This window comes from Pseudoalteromonas maricaloris (genome assembly GCF_024746855.1).
Classification (GTDB): Bacteria; Pseudomonadota; Gammaproteobacteria; order Enterobacterales; family Alteromonadaceae; genus Pseudoalteromonas; species Pseudoalteromonas maricaloris.
This window is the reverse complement of record NZ_CP024625.1, coordinates 3203737-3225186: the sequence shown is the minus strand read 5'-3', so window position 1 is coordinate 3225186 and position 21450 is coordinate 3203737. Positions and strand designations below refer to the sequence as shown.

The window sequence follows — 21450 nt, the reverse complement described above, 5'->3', positions numbered from 1 at the left end:
CTCTGAGCCTCAAATACCGTATAAAGTCGTCATTTCTGAGTACTTGATCCCAAAGTGCTGGTCAAACCAACGGTTGATATAGTCATGCTCGGGCTCAAGCTTGGCACAGCGTAGAATATTTTCACCTTTATTGGTGCCAAGTGCCTGCCCACAGTAATTTTGCTTCCAAGTTAGCGTAAGATCTTGAGAGAATTTTTTTAGTAATTCGTCAAAGGTCTTTTCTGTTATCTGAGAAAGATTAAGAAAGTCTGGAGACAGCGGGGTGATATCAAGTTGCTCAAAATCAGCCTGATGCGCACGGGTTTTATTATGCTTACTATCGCTTGCACTGCCTTTGATATAACGATGGGCTAAACTCGCCTCATAATTAACGTTGATATCAAATTTCTCATCGTAGATGGTCACCGGGTAAGTGAACTCTCTTGTGACTTCTACGGTGTGCGTCTTATCTGAATTATTTGGATCTGGTCGTTCAACTTCCTGTTGATAATGCTTACGCTGGATATATTGATTGCTAGTGCGGTAATAATCTGCATCTGCATATAACTCTAATGAAAGCTGTTGACTGCCATCACTATCAAACCACAGGCTATTATTAAATACCGTATTTAGGCTTGAGATAAATGCGCCATATTGTCCTCTGATTGAGTTGCCAAAGCGCAAGCCAATATCGACACGATCTCGTATGTTCATCGCAAAATAACGACTTTTATCTTGGTTATCTACACGTAAACGTTTTGGAGTTTGCCACGCTAAACAGTATTTTTCCGTGAAACTTTTTAAATAGAAACGCTGCCCACTGACCTGTCCTGCAAGTTCATCACACTTTTTCTGCGCTTGCGTTCTTAGCGTGTCATAGTGGGTGCTCATGGCGCTTGCTAATTGCGCATTACTGATCAGATGGCGATAGTTATGTTCAAACAGCTTAAACTTATCGGGGTAGGGCGTATTTGAGAGTGAACGGGCTTCGTCGAGTAGCCATTGCCTCGCATAATCTAGTTCTTCTCTTTGGGTATTTGCCATCGCGCCGGTCGGCTTCATTTGCCATTGTGCTTGGTTCTCTACGATTTCTTCTAGCCTAGTTGCAGCAGCGGTGTAGTTATTTGCTAAGCGCAGCATACGTACATCGATAAGACCTTTATCTATAAGCTTATCTCGCGCCAGTGTTAAGCCTTGTTTCGCTTCAAGATCTTCTGGGTCTTCCGCGAGTGCTTGTGAATAATACTCAGCAGCTTGGCGGTACATTCCCGCTTCGTAAAGTTTATTACCTTTATAAACTAGCGATTTACAGCCGCTAATAGCAGCCAATATTGCAATGATGATGGCGGTTTTCTTGATCATAATATCATTCCATTCGCGCAAAAAGTTCCATAAGCACAGTTATTGATTTTAGTATCCATTCGCTTAGCGTACAGGTGCACCCGTTCCTAAGCTTTTAACAGGCTTATAATACAGGGTTCTGGCGAAATCTACATCACTGAATTGTTAAGATTTTGTTTTGGGTAATATTGAATCATTATGCTCAACGTAGCCTAAAAGTTCAGCTGCTTAAGTAAGAGCCGAGCTCACACACTACAGCATTTTCCTCTTCATCACACCCGAAAAACATAACAGCTCGGCGGGTGAACCACCTCCCACAAAGCTGTCTGCAATGCTAATTAGGAGGCTATGCTGATAGTTTTTGTAACCCTTGCAAACAGCTTCACCATAAAAATCGTAGACGATCTCACAAGCAACTTATTCCCCCCTCCATCACACCCGAAAAGCATAAGCCGATATGCAATGTGCCGACAGGATGTCGGCCAAGTCTTGTCTGGCACACGGACGTGCCTTACAAGGCGGTTGCGATACCAATTGTATTAGGTAAATGAGCTATTTGAAGCGGAGAAATAGCTTTAGTAGCTCCGCTCTCGCGTCCTGCTACCGCCAAGGTACCTATATCCATATAGGCAAGGCAAAATTTTTGCTATTTAGTGTTCTAAATGAGAAATTTTTAACGACGCTAATATGGTATTTCACCCTTCAAATTGATTGGAGACTTAGTGCAATTGGTATTATATATCGGCTTAGGGTTTGAGGATTGAGTGTGATGCTGGGGCGACGTTTTCTTGGTTCGTTCTTTTTCGTCGTTTCAAAAGAATGAACGAGGAGCGCATGGATGCGCTTTGATACGTACCATGGAAGGTGATTTTTCCAAAAGACTCGACATGATGAGTTAAGTCGCCCGTCCTCCTGACTAGTTTCGACGCCCATCCATGGGCTACGACATACTTTTCTTTGATGCCCAAAGAACAAGTATGCAAAAGAAAGGGCACTCCCAACATCACACTGACTCCTCAAGTAAATCGCCAATATGAACGTCACCGCGGTGTAAGGGACATCCCTGTCCCTGTCACCGCTTTTCACGCATCCATGCGTGAAATGACTCATTGGCACTTTACTTTCGGGTGTGATGAGGGAGGAAAACGGTGCTGAGAGCTTTTTTGGTGCTTGTAAGTGACTTAGCTGCTTCAGGAGATAAAACCAGAAACAACAGTCAATACCACGCCCGAAAAGCGTAACTTCTCGGCGGGTGAACCGCCTCCCACAAAACGATTCAGACTGTGAGTTAGGAGGCTACGCTGATAGTTTTTGTAACCCTTGCAAACAGCTTCACCGTAAAAATTGTAGACGATCTCACAAGCAAACTTATTCCCCCCCTCCATCACACCCGAAAAGCATAAGCCGATATGCAATGTGCCGACAGGATGTCGGCCAAGTCTTGTCAGGCACAAGGGCGTGCCTTACAAGACGGTTGCACTATATCGGCTTAGGGTTTGAGGATTAAGTGTGATGCTGGGGGCGACGTTTTCTTGGTTCGCTCGATCGCGTCGTTTCAAAAGAATGAACGAGAAGCGCATGGATGCGCTTTGATATTAAACATGGAGGTTTATGTTGCTAACGGCTGGTAGCTCGAAATTTACAGTAAAGTCAACCCATCCTCCTGACAGGTTTCGACGCCCATCCATGGGCTACGACTATCTTTTCTTTGCTTGCCCAAAGAAAAGATAGCAAAAGAAAGGGCACTCCCAACATCACACTGACTCCTCAAGTAAATTGCCAATATGAGCGTCACCGCTGTGTAAGGGACATCCCTGTCCCTGTCACCGCTTTTCACGCATCCATGCGTTGAAATGACTCATTGGCACTTTACTTTCGGGTGTGATGAGGGAGACACAAGGCGCTGATAAATTATTGTGGTGCTTGCAAGCAACTATGTTTCTGATGGCTTTGTGGACAGCTAACAGACAACTTATTTCCCCCTCCATCACACCCGAAAAGCATAAGTCGATATGCAATGTGCCGACAGGATGTCGGCCAAGTCTTGTCAGGCACAGGGAGGTGCCTTACAAGGCAGTTGCATTCTATCGGCTTAGGGTTTGAGGATTGAGTGTGATGCTGGGGCGACGTTTTCTTGGTTCGTTCTTTTGCGTCGTTTCAAAAGAATGAACGAGGAGCGCATGGATGCGCTTTGATATAAGCCAAGGAGGGTAAGGCTAATATGTCCTCCTGACAGGTTTCGACGCCCATCCATGGGCTACGACTTACTTTTCTTTGATGCCCAAAGAACAAGTATGCAAAAGAAAGGGCACTCCCAACATCACACTAACTCCTCAAGCAAATTGCCAATATGAACGTCACCGCTTTTCACGCATCCATGCGTTGAAATGACTCATTGGCACTTTACTTTCGGGTGTGGTGAGGGAGGAAAACGGTGCTGAGAGATTTTTTGGTGCTTGTAAGCTACTTAGCTGCTTCAGGAGATAAAACCAGAATTAACAAGCAGAGCTATTTCCCCCATATTCAAGAAAATGCGCAAGTTGCGCATTTTTATCTTTCTCAAAAAATCGTAACTTGAACTTTTAATAATGTTGGCAATGAGTTATCAATTTTGTTAAAACTAAATCAATCATAAAAGTGCGCGATTGCAAATCAGAAATATGCGCGATTTGCGCACTATTAAATTGTTAGGTGCTTCAAGTGAAATCATTCACCTTTGCTATTTTTTTATCGTCGGCAACATCATTTAGCACACATGCAATATCTACTTGTCCAGAGCTAGTAATGCCGGTAAATGCAGTGGAACTAGTATGGCCAAGCCTCCCCGCTGGGGGCATTGATGAAAACGGATTGTTAGAAATTATTGAGATTGAGTTTATTGTTGAATTAGACGGAAAAACGTCTGATATAGCTATTTTAGACTCAAAACCAAAATGGTTTTCACGTGCTGCGCATCATACAATCAGTAGCACCGTGTTTAGTCCACCACCATTTAGGTGTAGTAAACAAATGAAATTGAGATATGAATTGCCACGCACCTAACAAACCGCTGTAGACGCACGCGGGGCGTGCTGGGACAAAAACACGTGGGCCGTCCTCGCTTCGCTCGTCATTATAGCCCACGTATTTTTGCCCCTAAGCGGGGCGTTAGGCATAAGGAAGTTTAGACATGGCATTGACCGTTAAAGATGTAAATCTACTTTCTGAGTATATTTCAGGGGTGATGTCTCGTGCAGATCATCATGCGGGGAATGTTGAAGAAATATCGTTAGCTTTGGCAGGTGCCATACTATGGCGAAAAGATGATGCCAATATAAAAGTAATGGCTCACGGAAACGCCACAAAAAACGTTCTCTGGGTAACTATCAGTGGTACAAAGTACGCGTTTTCATACAATCATGATTCTGAAAAAATTGAAATGCGTGAGGGTAGCACCCAAGGGAATACCATACATGAATTTGATAATTCAACCCCATTAAGTTCATTAGTAAGTATATTTAAGTCGCTATAAAAATGCCTAACAAGCCGCTCAAATTCGTTGCGGCTACAAAAAAATGTGGCCTCCACCGGACTCGCTAACGCTCGCCGTTAAGCGGGGCGTTATATGTAACTCAATAAGTTGATTATCGCCGTCAGAACAAAATCATTTAAAAGTCATTAGGACGTCAAGTATTTAAAAGTCAGTTTGGTTAATTTGACAGCTAATTTTATCAAATTTAATCGATGTGAAATAATTTGCTGATTATAAAATAAGGACAAAAATCATGAAATCTAATTACCGTTTCGTATTTCTGCTACTTCCTGTGTTGATAATGAGTAGTGGAAGTCATGCTCAGGATGACTTTTCAGTGTTAGAGGGCCCTTATCTTGGGCAACATCCTCCTGGCTTAATGCCTGAAGTTTTCGCCCCTGGTATTGTATCGAAAGAGCATCGTGATTGGACCGGGCGCTTCTCACCCGACATGAAAGAGTATTATTTTACTAGGAACAATAAAAAAAGTAGAAAAAGTACGACGCTTGTTTTTAAATTCGAGAATAATCAATGGCACGAGACAGTATTGGGCCCCCGGATGGGTGGATCTATCTCGCCTGATGGTAAAACGATGCACTCTGGAAATAAGTATAGGGAGCGCACCGATAAAGGTTGGTCAGAGTTAAAAAGTCTTGGTCCCCCGTTTGAGGGCATCCCTATCATGGTCCTTACAGCTTCCGCTAATGGCACCTACGTTTTTGATGAACGAACAGAGATTGGCACCATTCGGTATTCCAGATTGATAGATGGAAATAGGGAAGCACCAAAAGCATTTGGCAAAGAAATCAACGCAGGAAAATGGACAGCTCACCCCTTCATTGCCCCAGATGAAAGTTATTTAATTTGGGACAGCGAACGAGAAGGCGGGTACGGCGATTCGGATTTGTATATAAGTTTTCAACAGCGAGATGGTTCATGGGGGGCCGCCATTAACTTAGGGGATAAGATAAACACAGAAGGCCCGGACACTGGAGGAGTTGTATCGCCAGACGGAAAATATTTTTTCTTTAATAGAAAGATTAGCTCAGAAGATTCCGATGTATATTGGGTGGATGCGCAGTTTTTTGAGACACTTAGACCTGAATAATAAACCATATAACAATCGCAGCAAGAGCGACGCCAAAATACGGCGCGTCTTCTGCGGGCGTTAATTCAAAGAGAATTTAAGTGCAATTTCCAGAATTAGAAACATCTCGGTTAATTCTTAATAAGCTATCAAGAGATAACAGTCTTGCTTTGTTAGCTATTTTTCCGACGAAAACGTGGTTAAGTTTTACGATATTGAAGCATATAAAACTGAACATCAATCATTAGCGCTGATAGACTATTTTCAATAGTCGTTTTGCCGAAAGTAGGTAATCAATGAAACGCATGCTGATAATCTATCTACTTGCCTCATGGGGCTGTACCGGGTTAGCTTGGATCAACGGCGCTATTCTTTTATGGGATGGTTTTGATAATCCAGAGTATCGGGTTATTACTTTCGCGGTCGCACTGCTTTTTGGCTTGATCGGCGGCACCGTTTTTGGGGTGGAAAGAAGTTTGCGTAGAATCTACCGATGTTCCGACAATACTTCAGAGGGGCAGGGGGGAGCAAAATCTTCCAGTGCTTGGACATTACTCTATGTATGTCTTATTTTCGGAACGCTTCTTATAGGTGTGATAATGGGAAGCGGTTTAGTCGCGATCGTCGGAAGATTACAAAGTGGATTTCATATCTTTGGGTAAACACTAATGTAGATGTGTTCGATGCTCTAATAAGAAAATGCTGACTAAAGTGCTACAAATCCGTTGAAGAATACCAGCGAAAGCGTTTTACGCTTCTAGCAAGGTGCTAACACTATTCTTTTCTGATACACAGACAATCGGGTTTGATTAAATCTGATTAATCAAACCCGAAAGATTAAGCTAACCCTTGTTAAACCAAGAGTTAAACCAAGGTAAGGTTATGGTTCTAGTTTGTCTTGGGTGTTGGTATCAAAGTCGCTGGCGTCGTGTCTTTCATGAAGTTGCTCATGAGGTTCTCCCCATGTTTTATTTACCATTTTTCCGCGTTTGACCGCTTCTCTTGAAGCGATGAGTCCAGCCCAGCGGATCACGTGTTCATAGCCATTGACGTCTAAAAACTCTGCCGCATCGTATAGGTGTCCCTGAGCTAGCACGCCATACCACGGCCAGATTGCCATATCAGCGATAGTGTATTCATCGCTACAAATATATTCTCTTGTGGCTAGGTGTTGATTTAGTAAGTCCAGTTGGCGCTTCACTTCCATCGTGTAGCGGTTGATTGGATACTCGTAGTGCTCGGGTGCGTAGGCATAGAAGTGACCAAATCCACCACCAAGTAGTGGTGCAGCCCCCATTTGCCAAAATAACCAGTTGAGGCACTCGGTGCGTTTTGTGGGATCTTGAGGAATGAACTTTTGGAATTTTTCAGCTAAATAAAGCAAAATGGAGCCAGATTCAAAGATTTTGGTAGGTTCCTTGGTGCTGGTATCTAATAACGCGGGGATCTTAGAATTTGGATTAAGTGCAACAAACCCTGAGCTAAATTGCTCACCTTCCATGATATTAATTAAAAAGGCATCGTATTCTGCTTCTTTCACCCCGGCTGCTAAAAGCTCTTCTAGCAAGATAGTCACTTTCACGCCGTTTGGGGTCGCGAGGGAGTAGAGTTGTAACGGGTGTTTGCCTTGCGGTAGGGACTTTTCGAATCTTGCACCTGCAGTAGGGCGGTTGATATTTGCAAACTTACTACCATCGCCACTTTGCCATGGCCACTGCCAAACTTTAGGTGGGGTATAACCCGATGTACTCATTTCATGAACTCCTTCTGTGACTGTCCAAATCCATTATAGAGTGTAGAAGTGAAATGGAAATGAACAAATCTTTGTGGATACAGGCTTACTCGTTGTGTCCAGATCTTAAGAGAGGGATATGAACAAGCTATCAACAAAAGGTGGGGAGAGTAGTAGAATAAAAAAATGCCGATCAAAAGACCGGCATTCTTGAATTGGTTGGTTGGGAGTTAAAACACAACAGTTTGTGTTGCTGAACAGGCCGCAGTGCTACCTTGTTCGCACACTTGGTAGCCGTATGTACCGCCGCCTTTAACACTGATGCTGTCTGTATGACTATTATCATTGCTAGTTGTGACAATTTTACTACCGTTACGATAAATATCGACTTGTGACGTGCTTGCACCGCTCCAGCTTAAGTCAACATAACTGTTACCTTTTTGCTTATAACCCGAAGCTGAAAGCTCAACGCTTGTCGTGTTATCACCGTCACCTGAACCTGTACCACCACCAGCACAACCGTTAGCGGTTAAGTAAGCGCTCGCATCTGCTGCTTTAACGATACCGTAACCAAAGTACACGTCTTTACCTGCAGCGCCAGCATCTGCTGCGGTTGCTTTTAATGCACTACGGATTTCTTCACCAGTACACTCTGGGTGGTTAGACCATACCAGTGCTGCAAGACCTGCAACAGCAGGAGTTGCCATTGACGTGCCGCTCATTAAGCCATAATCACTCGTACCAATGCTGATGTTCGCGTTTGTAGCTGCCATCAACGCAGTGCGATCTTCAAATGCAGCGCCAACCGCTGGGATTGATGTGCTGTTAGTATCACCTAAAGTGCCGTATAGCATGCCAGCTTCATTATTTACGATAATCGCACCGATACCACCAGATGCTTCACAGTTTGCTACTTTATCGTGGAATGAAATATTACCACGGTCAATTAGGCACACCTTACCGTTTGCAGCGCCATCAGTTGCTTCAGCGGTGCCCATAAAGTAAAGCGAGCCTGACGCGTTACCACTGTTTTCCATTGCTGAACTTGCAAACGCCGCACCGTCAGCTGTCATGCTTGAAGAAGTCGCCATGTCTGCTGGGTAAGTTGAAAGTGTATCAACACCGCCTGCAGTTACCTCTACACAAATATGCTCGTCGTTAGTCGCGCGTTTTCCACGGCCAGAAGTACAGCTTGGATACTGAGAAAAGTCTGCAATTTGATTATCTGCATCGTTTGCACCGATCATCATTACTGAAGGATAGCCTGCAGGATATGAACGAACATTGTTGCCATCGTTACCAGCTGCCGCAACCACTAAGCCACCAGCATTACGGAAGTTTTCAAATGCGTTTGACTCTGTATTGTTTGAGCCACCACCGCCCAAACTCATATTGATGATGTTTGCACCTGCTTGTGAGCATAGGTTTGCCGCGTGAGCAAGGTCAGAAGAGTAGCCCCAGCCTTCTGCGTTAAATACTTTAATAATGTGCATTGGCACGCCAGGTGCCATGCCGATAACACCAATATTATTGTCAGCAGCACCGATAGTACCGGCTACGTGTGTGCCGTGTGGACCACCATTTTCATACCAATTACCTGTGCCGCTGTCATTATCACCGGTGATATTACCCCAAATGAAATCAGGGTTTGATTGGTCAAGACCTGAGTCAATCACACATACTTTCATGCCAGCGTTCGCATCGAAAGTAAGTTGATTTGCTTGTGATTGGTACACAGCATAAGGCGTAACCTGTTGCTGCATTGGGTTACCTGCGTCGTCGTTATAAATCCCCAGTGGGTAACGCTTTTGGTCTGCTTCAACGAGTTTGATGTGTGGGTTGTTTAATAAGCCTTTTACTTGACTAAGATCTTTGCCAGTAAAAGTTGCAGCAAAGAAGCCATCGCCATCAACGTGCAGCTCAGCGCCAAGCTTTTTAGCAAGTGCTTTTACGACGCCTTTTTTCGAATTGTCGACCTGAATGATGTATCGATCGTCAGATGCCTGTGCTTGTGCCATAGCGCAAGCGCCAGCGATGAGTAGTGCCCCAGTTAACTTGTTTAATTTCATTGTTATTTTCTCAGTTACATTGCGTGAATATTGTTGTTAATAAAAACTAACAACTTCTTAACGGTGGTTAGCATATAACCAATAACAAGAACTCGTAAAGAGTAAATTATACAGTTTTGTGGAATTAATAAGAATATTTAATTACTTTGATATAATGTATGGTTATGACAGGACGTCTAACCATACATCGTAGTTATTAATACAGGAACTGTACTGATAATTGCTATTATATCAATTCTAATTAAGCTGCACTGTGAAGCTGGTGACGATGCTTCGTAGTCAGCAATAGCAGGAAAGGTAGTGCGAGTAGCAAATGCAACGCAAGTTGAATTGGGGCATCCAATGCCAGTGGTTGCGTCATGGTTGCAAGCACCCCTGCGCCACTCATCTGTAGTACCCCAATCAGCGCTGAGGCCGTTCCAGCTTGTTTAGCAAACCCAGATAACGCTTTACCTGCCGCGGCTCCAATCGTAAACGCAAAGCCGACTGACGCCATATACATCGGCAGTACAAAATGCGCGATTTCAGTTTGTGGCAAAGCCAGTAACAACAGGCCGCTAAAGCTAAAAACGGCGAGGCCAAAGGTGAGCGATTTCTGGCTATTGCGCTTGATGAAGTGGGGAGCAATAAAACTTGCGACAATACTCAACGCTGCATTGCCAGTAAACCAAAACGTGAAGTCGGAAACACTGCCACCCATTTTTGCCATGATCCACCCCGGAGCCGAAATCACAAATACCAGCATTGCAGCCATACCAAGCATTGCTAAGGCGGCATTGTAAATGAAAGTCGTGCTACTGAGCATCGGCTTAAAACGTCTCAAATCTAGAATATGACCGCTGTAATGCGTATCTTCGGGGCGAGTTTCTTTATAGATAAGAGAAACCAAGATGAGGCCAAGAGCGGCAAAGCCAAACAAAAAGCTAAAATTACTCTGCCAGCCAAATTCGACGGTGAGCCATGCACCTAAAATAGGCGCTAACGCTGGGATAAAACATACAATACCATTTAGGTAAGTAATCATTTGGCCACTGCCTTTATGTCCAAAGCTATCACGAACAATAGCAAAAGCGCTGACAAAAGTGGCGCAAGCGCCTAGGCCTTGTAGCACTCGAGCTACCATCATAAGTGGCCAAGTGGAGACTGTGCTTGCCATCACGGCGCCAAGCGCGAACAACACTATTCCAACCAGTGCAACTGGCTTACGACCATATTTATCCGCAAGCGGACCTGCTATCAATTGTCCAAGACCCACAGCTAACATATAAATACTCACAGTTTGCTGAATTTGGCTTTCAGATACTTGAAGGCTGGACTGCATGTCCACAAACGCAGGTAGATAGAGATCGATACCTAAAGGGCAAAAGATAACAAGTAAAGCGAGAATAAAAATCAGTGCTTTTGAATTTGATTGGGTCATGGCGTCTCCTTTTGGCCGTTATTGTATTGTGGAGAATGAGAAAAGACAGGACAAAGCGCCGATTTAGCAAATTTTTAAGATATTTTATTCGCTGATAATTGTAGACGGTTGATTAACTGGTCAGATGTGTTAATTTTAAGCAAAATCATTTTAGAAAAATCTTATGTCTGCACCACTTTTAAAAATTTATAAAAGGATGAGTTGGTTGCCATTTGGTAAATGGATGTTCAGTAAGGCGGTATGTCGTAAGGCTCCTTACTTTGGCACCATTAAGCCTAAAATCACACAATTGAAGCCTGGCGTTTGTAGAGCCACAATTCGTAACCGTAAAGCCATTCATAACCACATAGGTACGGTTCACGCTATTGCTCAGTGTAATCTTGCGGAGTTGTGTGCAGGAGTCATGACAGACGCAACCATCAACCATAAAACCCATCGCTGGATCCCAAAGGGGATGTCAGTGCAATATTTAGCGAAAGCTGAGACCGATCTGCATGCTGTGGCGCAAATAGAATATCCGCGAACATGGCAAGATAAAGAAGAGCTAGTTGTACCGGTGGAAGTTTTTAATACTGCGGGAGAGAAAGTATTTCACGCCGACATTAACATGTATATCAGCGCGAAAAGATCTTAATTGTTTATGGTTTGATCGTCAGCAGAGTCAATTGCCGTGACGTTATTGGCTCGCTCGTTACGATGTGTCAATTTACCATCGACATGCGCACCAGCTTCAATCGTTAAGGTTTCGTGTTCGATATTGCCAAATACTTGAGCGCTAGGAAGCAGCGTGACTTGTTTGGCCTGAATATCACCTTCCACTTTGCCTAATATCGTCAGTTCATTGGCTTGGATATTACCTTGTACTAAACCTTTATTGCCGATGATTAGTTTTTCGATGTCGAGGTTACCATGGACGGTACCATCTAATTGCAGTTCACCTTCGCAGACAATATCGCCCGTGACTTTAGTGCTTTGGGCAATAATAGCCGGGACGTCGTTTCGTTGGTTTTTAAAAGAGTTAAACACGAATTCCTCGCTACCGCAGCGCAATTGCAATTATATGTTACTTATTGAATGCGCGAGCGATTTTAATTGGGTTTAGGTGTTTTTTACCTTGAATCACTTCATAGTGCAAGTGTGTCGCTGTACTTCTTCCTGTGCTGCCCATTAATGCAATTACATCACCTTTATTGATTTGTTGACCCGCTTTCACTTTGATGGTGTGAAGGTGACCATAGCGTGTGGTGATATCATTAGCGTGTTCAATTTCGATAAAGTTGCCATAGCCGCCATTTTTCCCCGCTCGTTTAACGGTGCCAGAAGCTGGGGCTACTATCTGTGTTTTGTGCCAACCTGCGAGATCGATACCTTTATGATAGGCACGGCGGCCAGTGATCGGGTCTTTACGAAAACCAAAAGCACTGGAGACATAATATTTCTCCTGAGCGACAGGCAGTGTATCTGGCAGTTGGCCAATCATCGTCGCTAACTGCGCATAAACAGCGTATTGGTCAATGGCATTAATAAAGCTGGCTTCTACCAATTCTAAGTCGGCTTGGAAGTAGGGACCACCTTGTGCTTCTGAGAAATCAGATGATAGTTGTAATCCTGCACTGTCGATGGATTCTTGCATCGCTGCAATTTCAGCGCTGAACGATTGCCCAAGTTGTTCGCTGAGCTGTCGTTGCTGGATAAGTAGGTGACTGGCTTGGGGAGCAAATTCGGTTGTGGTACTTGGTTGTGAGCTGTTAAGGTCTGTCGGTGTTTCTTCTAGCTCGCCTTCCACTGCGTTGTCGTCAGTTGTTTGAGTCGAATCAACCAATGATTCAAGCACACTGTGCTGCTGTGACAGTTGGTCAAGCATGCCTTTTTGCTGTGCTAATTGTGCTTGAAGCTGTGATTTTTCTTTTTGCCACTTGGCTTGCAGCTGCGCTAAGTTTTGTTGCTCTTTAGTAAGCTTGTCACCGTTTTCTTGTAATTTGAGTGAGGCATTGGCTATCCAAATGGCGACAGCAAGCAAAATCAAAATCGAGCAAGCTTGAACCCAAGATGGCAGTTTCAGCATCTTGACAGTTGCGTCTTGACGAACAATTAATTGAGTCGGCTTAAACAGCTTTAGATATAGGCGCTTGAGTACTTGCAACGTTCAACCTCGGATTTAAATCAGCGCTACACTCTAACAATTTTTAGTCAAATTTCCAGTTTTTAGAACTAAAAAAAGGCATGAAATCATCATGCCTTTGATTTAAAAGTAAATAAAATTGCGATTAACGCACGAATAATTGCGATTATTTTGCTGGAAGTACAGTGCCTTCAACAGAACCAAAGCCGATACGGTTGTAGCCTTGGGCTTCACACCAACCGCGCATAATTACTTTATCGCCATCTTCTAGGAACTTACGCTCTTCGCCGTTTGCAAGCGTGATAGTTTCTTTACCGCCGCGCGACAGTTCGAGTAATGAACCCGCTTCTACATGCTCAGGACCAGATTGCGTGCCTGAGCCTAGCATATCACCCGGTAAGAAGTTACAGCCGTTCACTGTGTGGTGCGTAACCATTTGCGCAACCGTCCAATAGCTGTGCTTGAAGCTGGATTCAGACAGTTTGCTTGGTTTAGCGCCTTCGCTACGCATTTTTTCAGTCTCTAGTAAGACATCCATGCGAATATCAATAGCACCAGACTCGCGGTTTTGCGTTGACTCTAAGTATTCCAGCGGTTGTGGATCGTTTTCATCACGGTGCCATTGAGTACGGTATGGTGCTAGTGCTTCGGTGGTTACAACCCAAGGAGAAACCGTTGAAGCAAAGTTTTTCGCAAGGAATGGACCTAATGGTTGATATTCCCAAGCTTGCAAGTCACGTGCAGACCAGTCATTGAATAAACAGAAACCAAAAACGTGATCTTCAGCATCTTTAATTGCGATAGAGTCGCCAAGTTCATTACCTTTACCTAGGTAAATACCTAGCTCTAATTCGTAGTCTAGACGCTTACAAGGACCGAATGACGGCGTATCTGCATCTGGTGCTTTGGTCTGGCCTTTAGGGCGAGGGAACGTTTGACCTGAAACACCAATAGACGATGCACGACCATGATAACCGATTGGTACCCACTTATAGTTTGGCAGCAGCGGGTTATCAGGACGGAACAGACTACCTACCGCTGTTGCATGGTAGATTGAGGTATAAAAGTCAGTGTAATCACCAATGTGACAAGGCAAAGCATATTCCACGTCATCTTGTGCAACCAATGCGCCTTCAAGGCTTGATTGCAGCTCAGAACCTTCACGTAATGCGCGAGACAGGGCAAGTCGAAGTGCTGACCAGTACTGCTGGCCCATACCCATAAATTCATTTAATGCTGGGGCATTTGCAGCTTCGGCGGCCTCAGCTGCGTCGCCTGTAAATAGGTTAGCGTCAACAACAGCGCCAAGGTCTAGTACTTGATCGCCAATCGCAACACCGCCGCGAAACTCTTCATTACTGTTCTTACGACGAAATACTGCAAAAGGTAAGTTTTGAATAGGGAAATCAGTTCCAGTCGCATTCGCACTAGCTACCCAACTTGTTAATTGGATGTCGTGTGTTTCATTAATTTGAGACATTGCCTTTCCTTTAATTTTGGCTTTCAACTTGAGTTATGGTCAAAAGTGAAAAACTCAAGTCGTAATAGCAATTTGATAAACCACAAAAAGCAGCTATCACTAGCTGCTTTTTTATTAATTTGATATGTGTGTTTAGATTACACCACGGCGCTCTTGGTCGCGCTCAATTGACTCGAATAACGCTTGGAAGTTACCTTCACCAAAGCCGCCATCGTCAACACGTTGGATCATTTCGATGAAGATTGGGCCAAACAGGTTTTTAGTGAAGATCTGTAGTAGGTAGCAGTCTTCGCTTTGGCTATCTACTAGGATTTGGTGCTGTTTGATCTTTTCTTTATCTTCTTTAACCCAAGGCACACGGTCAAAGATAGTGTCGTAGTAGTGATCTACGATATCTAAGGTGGCAATGGTGCTCTTGTCTAGTTTATCTAGTGAACTAACCAAGTCGTCAGTCAAAAATGCTAAATGCTGTACACCTGGACCATTGTACTCATCTAAGTACTCATCGATCTGGTTGTTGTTGTCGTCTTTACCTTCATTGATTGGAATAGAGAAGGTGCCACATGGTGACTTAAGTGCATAAGAAAGCAGCGCCGTTTTTTGACCTTTGATGTCAAAGTAACGAACTTCAGTAAAACCAAATACGTCTTTATAGAAGTTAGCCCAAGTTTCCATCGTCCCTTTGTAAACATTGTTCGTTAGGTGGTCGATGCGCTTAAAGCCTTTGTCTTCAACAATTTTTTGCTCTTCTAGGTCAACGAAATCTTGCTCGAAGATTGACCCTTTATCGCCAAAGTTTTCGATGAAATAGATAAGGCTATCGCCAATACCGTAAATCGCTGGGTATGGTAAGTCTTTGTGTGTTGAGTCAGTCGCAGGTTTTGCACCACGCTCAACCGCAGTATCAAACGCCTTTTGCGCATTTTCTACACGCCAGCCCATAGAACAAATTGCCGGGCCGTGGCTTTTCGCAAACTGTGCTGAGAAGCCTTCACGCTCGTTATTCAACAGGAAGTGAATATCGTGCTGGTTGTAGTAAACGATATCTTTGTCTTTAAATTTCTTTAGTTTTGAGAATCCAAAGTCAGTGAATACTTTATCCATGTAATCAGCGTCAGGTGTTGCATATTCTGTAAACTCGATGCCGACTAGGCCTAGTGGATTATTTACTTCACTCATTGTTTTACTCCCGTATTAAGCACTGGGTGACTTGTTAGTATTTATGACTGGATGATTAATCAAATTACTGCAAAGGGGAAGTTAGAGGCAGTAAATAGCAGTAGGAGACTTTGTAAATTTAGTTGCACAATTGCCATGTAAAAGACACAAAATTGACACAGGCGTGACGATAATTATTTTTGCTTAAATTTTGACTAAAAACAGCAAGGTGCTTTGCGGGGTATTTCGTAACTTTATTTTTATATTACTATGATTTTATTTGTTTTTTATGTTTTTAGTTGATGGACTATATGAGAGAGGGGATTTTTATCACACGACTACATTGAGAGGGGAAATGGCGCTAAGTGTATTTAAATCTTTACGTATGGCTATTGTGGGAGAGGTAAACCACGCTAAATTAGCGTGGTTTACAGCAAATATTATTGCTTCTCAGCGGATACTTCTAGCTCTTCCGCAAGGTAATGTTCTTGCGTATGAGGTTCGTGCTTGCCCTCAGCGCCGTGCATCCAATCTACAAGCTTGTTGCTTAATAGATACATTAACACAGCAGATAGCAAGGCAACGCCGCCTAAACCAATGAAGATGCTCATCGCGTTTTCCATTGCTTCTTGGCCTTCACCGATGAAAGAGCCAACAAGACCAGCAAGCTTGTTTGCAACAGCCGTACATAGGAACCAAATACCCATTAGCAGTGATGCTAAGCGTAGCGGCGCCAGTTTACTTACCATAGAAAGACCGATCGGTGATAAACATAGTTCACCAAGGGTGTGGAACATGTAGAACAATACCAACCAAATCATGCTGATCTGAAGTGTGCCACCCGCTTCACCACCTTCTGTTGCAAGCGCAAGCATCATAGTTAAGAAACCAAGTGCTAAGAACACTAGACCAATTGCAAACTTCACTGGAGAATTCGGCTCTTTGTTATCTAGCTTTAACCAGATCATCGCTACCAATGGCGCAAATACAATGATGAAGATAGAGTTAAGCGACTGGAACCAAGAAGCCGGGATCTCAAAGCCCATAAACATACGGTTGGTATAGTCGTTTGCGAATAGGTTCATCAGACCACCAGCCTGCTCGAAACCCATCCAGAAGATAATTGAGAAAACACTCATGGTGAAAATAACACGGATACGATCTTTTTCTTTCTTCGTAAGCGGTTCTTTAGTCTGTGAGTCAGACATCTGTTGAGAAAGTTTAGCAGAAGGTACTTTACCGATATCGCCAAGGTATTTCTGGCTTAAGATAAGCTGCATAACCACAGAAATGATCATACCAATACCTGCTGCGATAAAGCCTGCCTGCCAGTTCACGACCGCTGCTACATAACCCGCAACAAGTGGACCTAATGCACCACCTAAGTTGATACCCATATAGAAGATAGTGAATGCACCGTCACGGCGCTTGTCACCTTCTTGGTATAAATCGCCAACCATCGTTGAGATATTAGGCTTGAATAAGCCATTACCTAAACAAAGTAAAGCCAAGCCCAGGTAGAAGACGTTTACTTCTTGTCCTGCCACAACGCTGTGAGGAATACCCATAATAAAATGGCCAGCAGCCATTAAAATACCACCAATAATGATGGCTTTGCGCTGACCTAATACGTTATCAGCAAGCCAACCACCAAATAGTGGGGTGAGATAAACGGCCATCGTAAACGTGCCGTAAAGACTTAGTGCGTCGGCATTACTCCAACCGAAGCCACCATTTTGTACTTGTGCTACAAGATAAAGAACTAAGATGGCACGCATACCGTAGTAGCCAAAGCGCTCCCACATTTCGGTACCAAATAATAAGAAGAGGCCTTTAGGGTGACCCAGAAATTCTCCGGCCTTCGGAACTGAATTCATATGTACTTCCTAATCTAATCAATGTGTTGTATCTGGCCATTTTTATAAAGGATGCGTTATTGCATCTAATGTTTTTCAATCAACACTGAATAATGAGCCATGTACTTAGCATGCAACGTTTGAAACGACGTGCGGTAAATAGAACACTTTTCAATGCAGATTGGCATTGCCCATCGAGTCACCGACTAAAAATCTTAATCAGATATTAGCTTGTATGAGCTCAGGCTTGCCTGTACTTTTTTTGAACGGGTGACCAGTACCTATTTCAACTAGCGTTTGTTGTATGTAACGACTAACTAATTTAAAAAAGCGCGTCAGTATACTCAGTGAGAATTAATAGGGGAAGTGTTTGGAGTCAGAAAGCGAATAAAATGCGGTCAGTGATTCAGGGAAGGATCATTCATTTAGATGGCGGTGATATCTAAATGAATGGCGTGAGCATTAATATCGCGATATTTCCCATTCATTGCAGGTGTAGGAGAGCAGGTCGACCCTGCAATCCGTTTGCTGAGAAAACGCCTGCCCCTTGTGGTGCTAGGAGTTGCGAGGGGCTGTGCCCCCACATCATTAGGCTTCTTGACTTAAATATTGTTGGATAAACTCGGTTGCGGCTAAAAAGTCTTGCTCCAATTTATCACGCATCTGGATCAGCTGATCGGTGGTAAGTGTGCCTTCCTTACATAAAGTTTCAAACTCTATGGCTGTTTCAGCTACTTTTTCGGCACCGATAGTTTTAGAGATGGACTTAAGTTGATGACAAGCTTCAATGATTTCTTCTTGGCTCATCGTGATCACCGCGCCATTTACGTCTCGTGTTAACTGACTACTTTGTTCTAAGTACATTCTGAAAAAGCGATTTCGTTTCGCTTCATCATGATTTACATACTTGTTGAGCATGTCCATATTGATAGCTGGAGCAGGTTCGCTGGCCTCAGCTTCAATAGCTTCAGGCTCTGCAACCATAACTTCACCAACTTCAGGCTCTAGCTCTGTTTCTTGTTCTGATCCCAACTGCACTTGGCTAGCGGCTGCTGGTACAGCAGCTGGTGGCTCAGCACTTGGTCTCGGTTGCTGTGCTTTTGGCAAGCTTTCTATACACTTATTAAGTGTTGCCTCTAATACATTTAACTCTACTGGTTTGGTGATATAGTCATTCATGCCACCAGCCTCACAACGTTCTCTTTCACCTTTGAGCGCATTGGCTGTCACGGCAATGATGTATGGTTGCTCGATGGTATCTGTTGCGGTTTCTACATAGTCTCTAATATGTTTGACCATGTCGTAGCCCGACATCTTCGGCATATGTAAATCGGTCAGTACGATTGGAAAGTGCTCTTTTTTCCAAAGCTCTAGGCCTTCCTCACCGTTTTCTGCAACCTCGACACCATAGCCTAACAGGTGTAATTGGTCGGTCAGTACTTGCTGATTTAATACGTTATCTTCAACTAACAACACCAGTTTGTTGGTTGCTCTTGCTTCATCAACGCTTAAAAAGTCGTTGATAGTGCGTGACGGTTTAATTTCCTTTGGTTTATGCAAACCAGCAGCAACCAAGATAGCCGTCATAAAGCTAGACTTACATAACGGTGATGCGTTGAGGTAGAAAATATTTTTGTGATTAAGGGCGGCTTCGTCCATTTTACTTAGGACAACAACCTGTTGTTCGTTTTTCTCAAGCGAATAAACTACGGTTCTTAGCTCTTCATTGACCTTGTCCATACCGTCTAAACCGTCTAGCACCCAGATCAACTTGTCTTCATGTTGGTTCTCGGTTATTTCGCTTTCATCGATAGCAACCACGCTCGCACCCATGAATGAAAGATAGCGATTTAAAATAGTGCGTCTCTCATTATTTGGGGTGAGTAGGGCAACAGTGCGGCCGTTTAACATTTGCTTATTTGCGTAACTGACTTTGCCATCTACACTAAATGGTAATTCCACAACAAACTCGCTTCCCATGCCAATATCCGAATTAACATGGATACTACCTAGCATGAGTTCGATTAAGCTTTTACAAATAGAAAGGCCAAGTCCAGTACCGCCAAATTCTCGGGTGATAGAGCCCTCAGCTTGAATAAACGGATTAAAAATTTCTCTCAACTGAGCTTTTGTCATGCCTTTACCATTGTCAGTGACGGTAAAGCGTAAGGTGTAATGCTCCGAGGTGTTTTGCGCAACTTCAACGGAGATTTTTACATAGCCTTGGATTGAATCATCTGTAGTCGTGAATTTAATGGCATTACTGCACAGGTTATAAAGTACTTGCCTAACGCGAACGGTATCACCAACTAAATTCGTGGGAATGTCGGGAGCAATAAACAGCTGTAAGTCTAACTTACGTTTTTTCGCTACTGATGAAAGCACACGTGCGACTTCCTCTGTGGTTTCAGCCACCGAGAAAGCACTATTGTCTATGCGTAATTTACCCGCCTCAATTTTAGAAAAGTCGAGAATATCATCGAGAATACCAAGTAAAGAGAAAGCCGAGTCGCGAATAATCGTGGTGAGGCGATGTTGAGCACCGTCAAGATCGGTTTGACGCAGTAAATCAATGGTCCCAATGACGCCGTTCATTGGCGTGCGGATCTCATGGCTCATGGTGGCTAAGAAAGTGGTTTTAGCATCACTGGCACGCTCCGCATTTAAAATCGCTTTTTCTAGCGCCAGCGTGCGGGCTTGAACTTCAGTTTCGAGACTTTCTTGAAGCTGTTTTAACTCATTTTGCGTTGCTTGATCGGACTCTATGGATGATTGTACTTGCTTTAACAGCGCATTTATCGCCTCAGCAATCTCAGCCAGACCGCCACTATAATAAGTACCAACTGTCGACTTGTAGTTTTTATCCATCGTTAGATGATTGATTTCTGAGATAAGCTCTTCAGTATCATTACTTGATGCGCCAGAAAGCCGACGAGCCGCAATTACAACAATCATCAAGGCGCAAATAATAGCGGCAGCGAGCAGTATATAGGCAATGAATGGATCGCCTGATGATGTAGTAGCAACGGGGGGGTATAAGTCAAAATGAGTTCACCAACGTTTTGCTCATCTAGTCGCAGTGGCATGTGGTAAACCTGCATTGTGTCTTTGTTATAGGACTCTTCGCGATTCAGTGCAATGATTTGCTCTCCTGCACTTTGTTGAAATACCAGATTTGGTTGCCCCATCCCCGTATTGACGTACAAATAGGCGCCCAAATGCTCGTTAGATGCTAATAATGCGGATACGATCTGTTTGGCACTGTCAAAACCGTGTTGTGTGACCACCTTGGCAAGGGGAGTTGCAACTGTTGTTGCTTGTTGTTGTAGGTTCACGGTTGGTGCGGTAGGGACGTCAGCTTGCTTTGGTAGTAGATAAGCACCTGCGGCGCTACATAGTCCAACAATCAGTATTGCGATAAATAAAAAAAGTATCCGTCCATTTGCATTGGTATTCGCGCTATTTGGCATGCTTAATCCTGAAAGAATTATTTATACTTATTAGTTGTAGCAATCCTATCACCTTCGGCAAGTTTTTACCTCTCGTTTTTCAATCAATAGTGGCAATACACTGAGAACACTTGATTGTTTTAAATCTTAAAATAATCAGGTTGTTATCTCGATAATTTTAACCACGCCTGCGATGTGTAAAGCATTAAACTTTAATAAAAATTAAATTTTACGTAACGTTTTTAT

General features: G+C 43.5%; 14 protein-coding genes and 1 pseudogene. 5 read left to right on the top strand and 10 right to left on the bottom strand.

All coding sequences use genetic code 11. The features are described from left to right. Positions 1-9: 9 nt before the first annotated feature. Positions 10-1341, bottom strand: coding sequence for a tetratricopeptide repeat protein (locus tag CTT31_RS14255; RefSeq protein WP_130125825.1), 1332 nt, complete (start codon positions 1339-1341; stop codon positions 10-12). A 2679-nt stretch (positions 1342-4020) separates the two neighbouring features. On the opposite strand from CTT31_RS14255, the gene CTT31_RS14250 reads away from it, so the two are divergent. From CTT31_RS14250 to CTT31_RS14235, 4 genes are all read left to right on the top strand, one after another. Further along, entirely contained in the window at positions 4021-4362 is a 342-nt protein-coding gene (locus tag CTT31_RS14250; RefSeq protein WP_211858442.1) for a hypothetical protein, read from the top strand. Between the two features lie 127 nt (positions 4363-4489). Beyond that, positions 4490-4831 (top strand): hypothetical protein, encoded by a 342-nt coding sequence (locus CTT31_RS14245; RefSeq protein WP_260491478.1) that lies wholly within the window; start codon positions 4490-4492, stop codon positions 4829-4831. Positions 4832-5084: 253 nt separating this feature from the next. After that, entirely contained in the window at positions 5085-5939 is an 855-nt protein-coding gene (locus tag CTT31_RS14240) for a TolB-like translocation protein (protein WP_260491477.1), read from the top strand. A 275-nt stretch (positions 5940-6214) separates the two neighbouring features. After that, entirely contained in the window at positions 6215-6580 is a 366-nt protein-coding gene (locus CTT31_RS14235) for a hypothetical protein (RefSeq protein ID WP_260491476.1), read from the top strand. 218 nt (positions 6581-6798) lie between these two features. On the opposite strand, the gene yghU is transcribed toward CTT31_RS14235, so the two are convergent. The 3 genes from yghU to CTT31_RS14220 form a co-directional block, all read right to left on the bottom strand. Next, entirely contained in the window at positions 6799-7671 is an 873-nt protein-coding gene (yghU, locus tag CTT31_RS14230; RefSeq protein WP_211858440.1) for a glutathione-dependent disulfide-bond oxidoreductase, read from the bottom strand. Between the two features lie 209 nt (positions 7672-7880). Further along, complete coding sequence (locus CTT31_RS14225) at positions 7881-9719, bottom strand: S8 family serine peptidase (RefSeq protein ID WP_260491475.1); 1839 nt, start codon at positions 9717-9719, stop codon at positions 7881-7883. Positions 9720-9960: 241 nt separating this feature from the next. Further along, a complete protein-coding gene (locus tag CTT31_RS14220) occupies positions 9961-11139 on the bottom strand; it encodes a multidrug effflux MFS transporter (protein WP_211858439.1) in 1179 nt (392 codons plus the stop codon). A gap of 163 nt (positions 11140-11302) precedes the next feature. On the opposite strand from CTT31_RS14220, the gene CTT31_RS14215 reads away from it, so the two are divergent. Then, entirely contained in the window at positions 11303-11773 is a 471-nt protein-coding gene (locus CTT31_RS14215) for a hotdog fold domain-containing protein (protein ID WP_130163508.1), read from the top strand. Here CTT31_RS14215 and CTT31_RS14210 read toward each other — a convergent pair. From CTT31_RS14210 to CTT31_RS14185, 6 genes and pseudogenes are all read right to left on the bottom strand, one after another. Beyond that, positions 11770-12165 (bottom strand): bactofilin family protein, encoded by a 396-nt coding sequence (locus CTT31_RS14210; RefSeq protein ID WP_039493977.1) that lies wholly within the window; start codon positions 12163-12165, stop codon positions 11770-11772. The two genes, CTT31_RS14215 and CTT31_RS14210, sit on opposite strands and share 4 nt — an antisense overlap. A 37-nt stretch (positions 12166-12202) precedes the next feature. Further along, the gene (locus tag CTT31_RS14205; protein ID WP_211858437.1) at positions 12203-13282 is read right to left on the bottom strand and encodes a M23 family metallopeptidase; all 1080 of its coding nucleotides are present in this window, start codon (positions 13280-13282) and stop codon (positions 12203-12205) included. A gap of 145 nt (positions 13283-13427) precedes the next feature. After that, complete coding sequence (fahA, locus tag CTT31_RS14200) at positions 13428-14741, bottom strand: fumarylacetoacetase (protein ID WP_260491474.1); 1314 nt, start codon at positions 14739-14741, stop codon at positions 13428-13430. Between the two features lie 132 nt (positions 14742-14873). Continuing rightward, positions 14874-15920, bottom strand: a complete 1047-nt coding sequence (hppD, locus tag CTT31_RS14195; protein ID WP_017216450.1) for a 4-hydroxyphenylpyruvate dioxygenase — start codon at positions 15918-15920, stop codon at positions 14874-14876. Between the two features lie 419 nt (positions 15921-16339). Further along, on the bottom strand, positions 16340-17776 hold the full coding sequence (locus tag CTT31_RS14190; protein ID WP_017216449.1) for a peptide MFS transporter: 1437 nt from the start codon (positions 17774-17776) through the stop codon (positions 16340-16342). 567 nt (positions 17777-18343) lie between these two features. Continuing rightward, a pseudogene (locus CTT31_RS14185) lies at positions 18344-21225 on the bottom strand (hybrid sensor histidine kinase/response regulator). Positions 21226-21450 lie beyond the last annotated feature (225 nt).

Bases quoted from the DNA above. Each gene is read 5' to 3' on its own strand.
- CTT31_RS14255 (WP_130125825.1), bottom strand. From the start codon at position 1,341: ATGATCAAGAAAACCGCCATCATCATTGCAATATTGGCTGCTATTAGC.
- CTT31_RS14245 (WP_260491478.1), top strand. From the start codon at position 4,490: ATGGCATTGACCGTTAAAGATGTAAATCTACTTTCTGAGTATATTTCA.
- CTT31_RS14240 (WP_260491477.1), top strand. From the start codon at position 5,085: ATGAAATCTAATTACCGTTTCGTATTTCTGCTACTTCCTGTGTTGATA.
- CTT31_RS14235 (WP_260491476.1), top strand. From the start codon at position 6,215: ATGAAACGCATGCTGATAATCTATCTACTTGCCTCATGGGGCTGTACC.
- yghU (WP_211858440.1), bottom strand. From the start codon at position 7,671: ATGAGTACATCGGGTTATACCCCACCTAAAGTTTGGCAGTGGCCATGG.
- CTT31_RS14225 (WP_260491475.1), bottom strand. From the start codon at position 9,719: ATGAAATTAAACAAGTTAACTGGGGCACTACTCATCGCTGGCGCTTGC.
- CTT31_RS14220 (WP_211858439.1), bottom strand. From the start codon at position 11,139: ATGACCCAATCAAATTCAAAAGCACTGATTTTTATTCTCGCTTTACTT.
- CTT31_RS14215 (WP_130163508.1), top strand. From the start codon at position 11,303: ATGTCTGCACCACTTTTAAAAATTTATAAAAGGATGAGTTGGTTGCCA.
- fahA (WP_260491474.1), bottom strand. From the start codon at position 14,741: ATGTCTCAAATTAATGAAACACACGACATCCAATTAACAAGTTGGGTA.
- hppD (WP_017216450.1), bottom strand. From the start codon at position 15,920: ATGAGTGAAGTAAATAATCCACTAGGCCTAGTCGGCATCGAGTTTACA.
- CTT31_RS14190 (WP_017216449.1), bottom strand. From the start codon at position 17,776: ATGAATTCAGTTCCGAAGGCCGGAGAATTTCTGGGTCACCCTAAAGGC.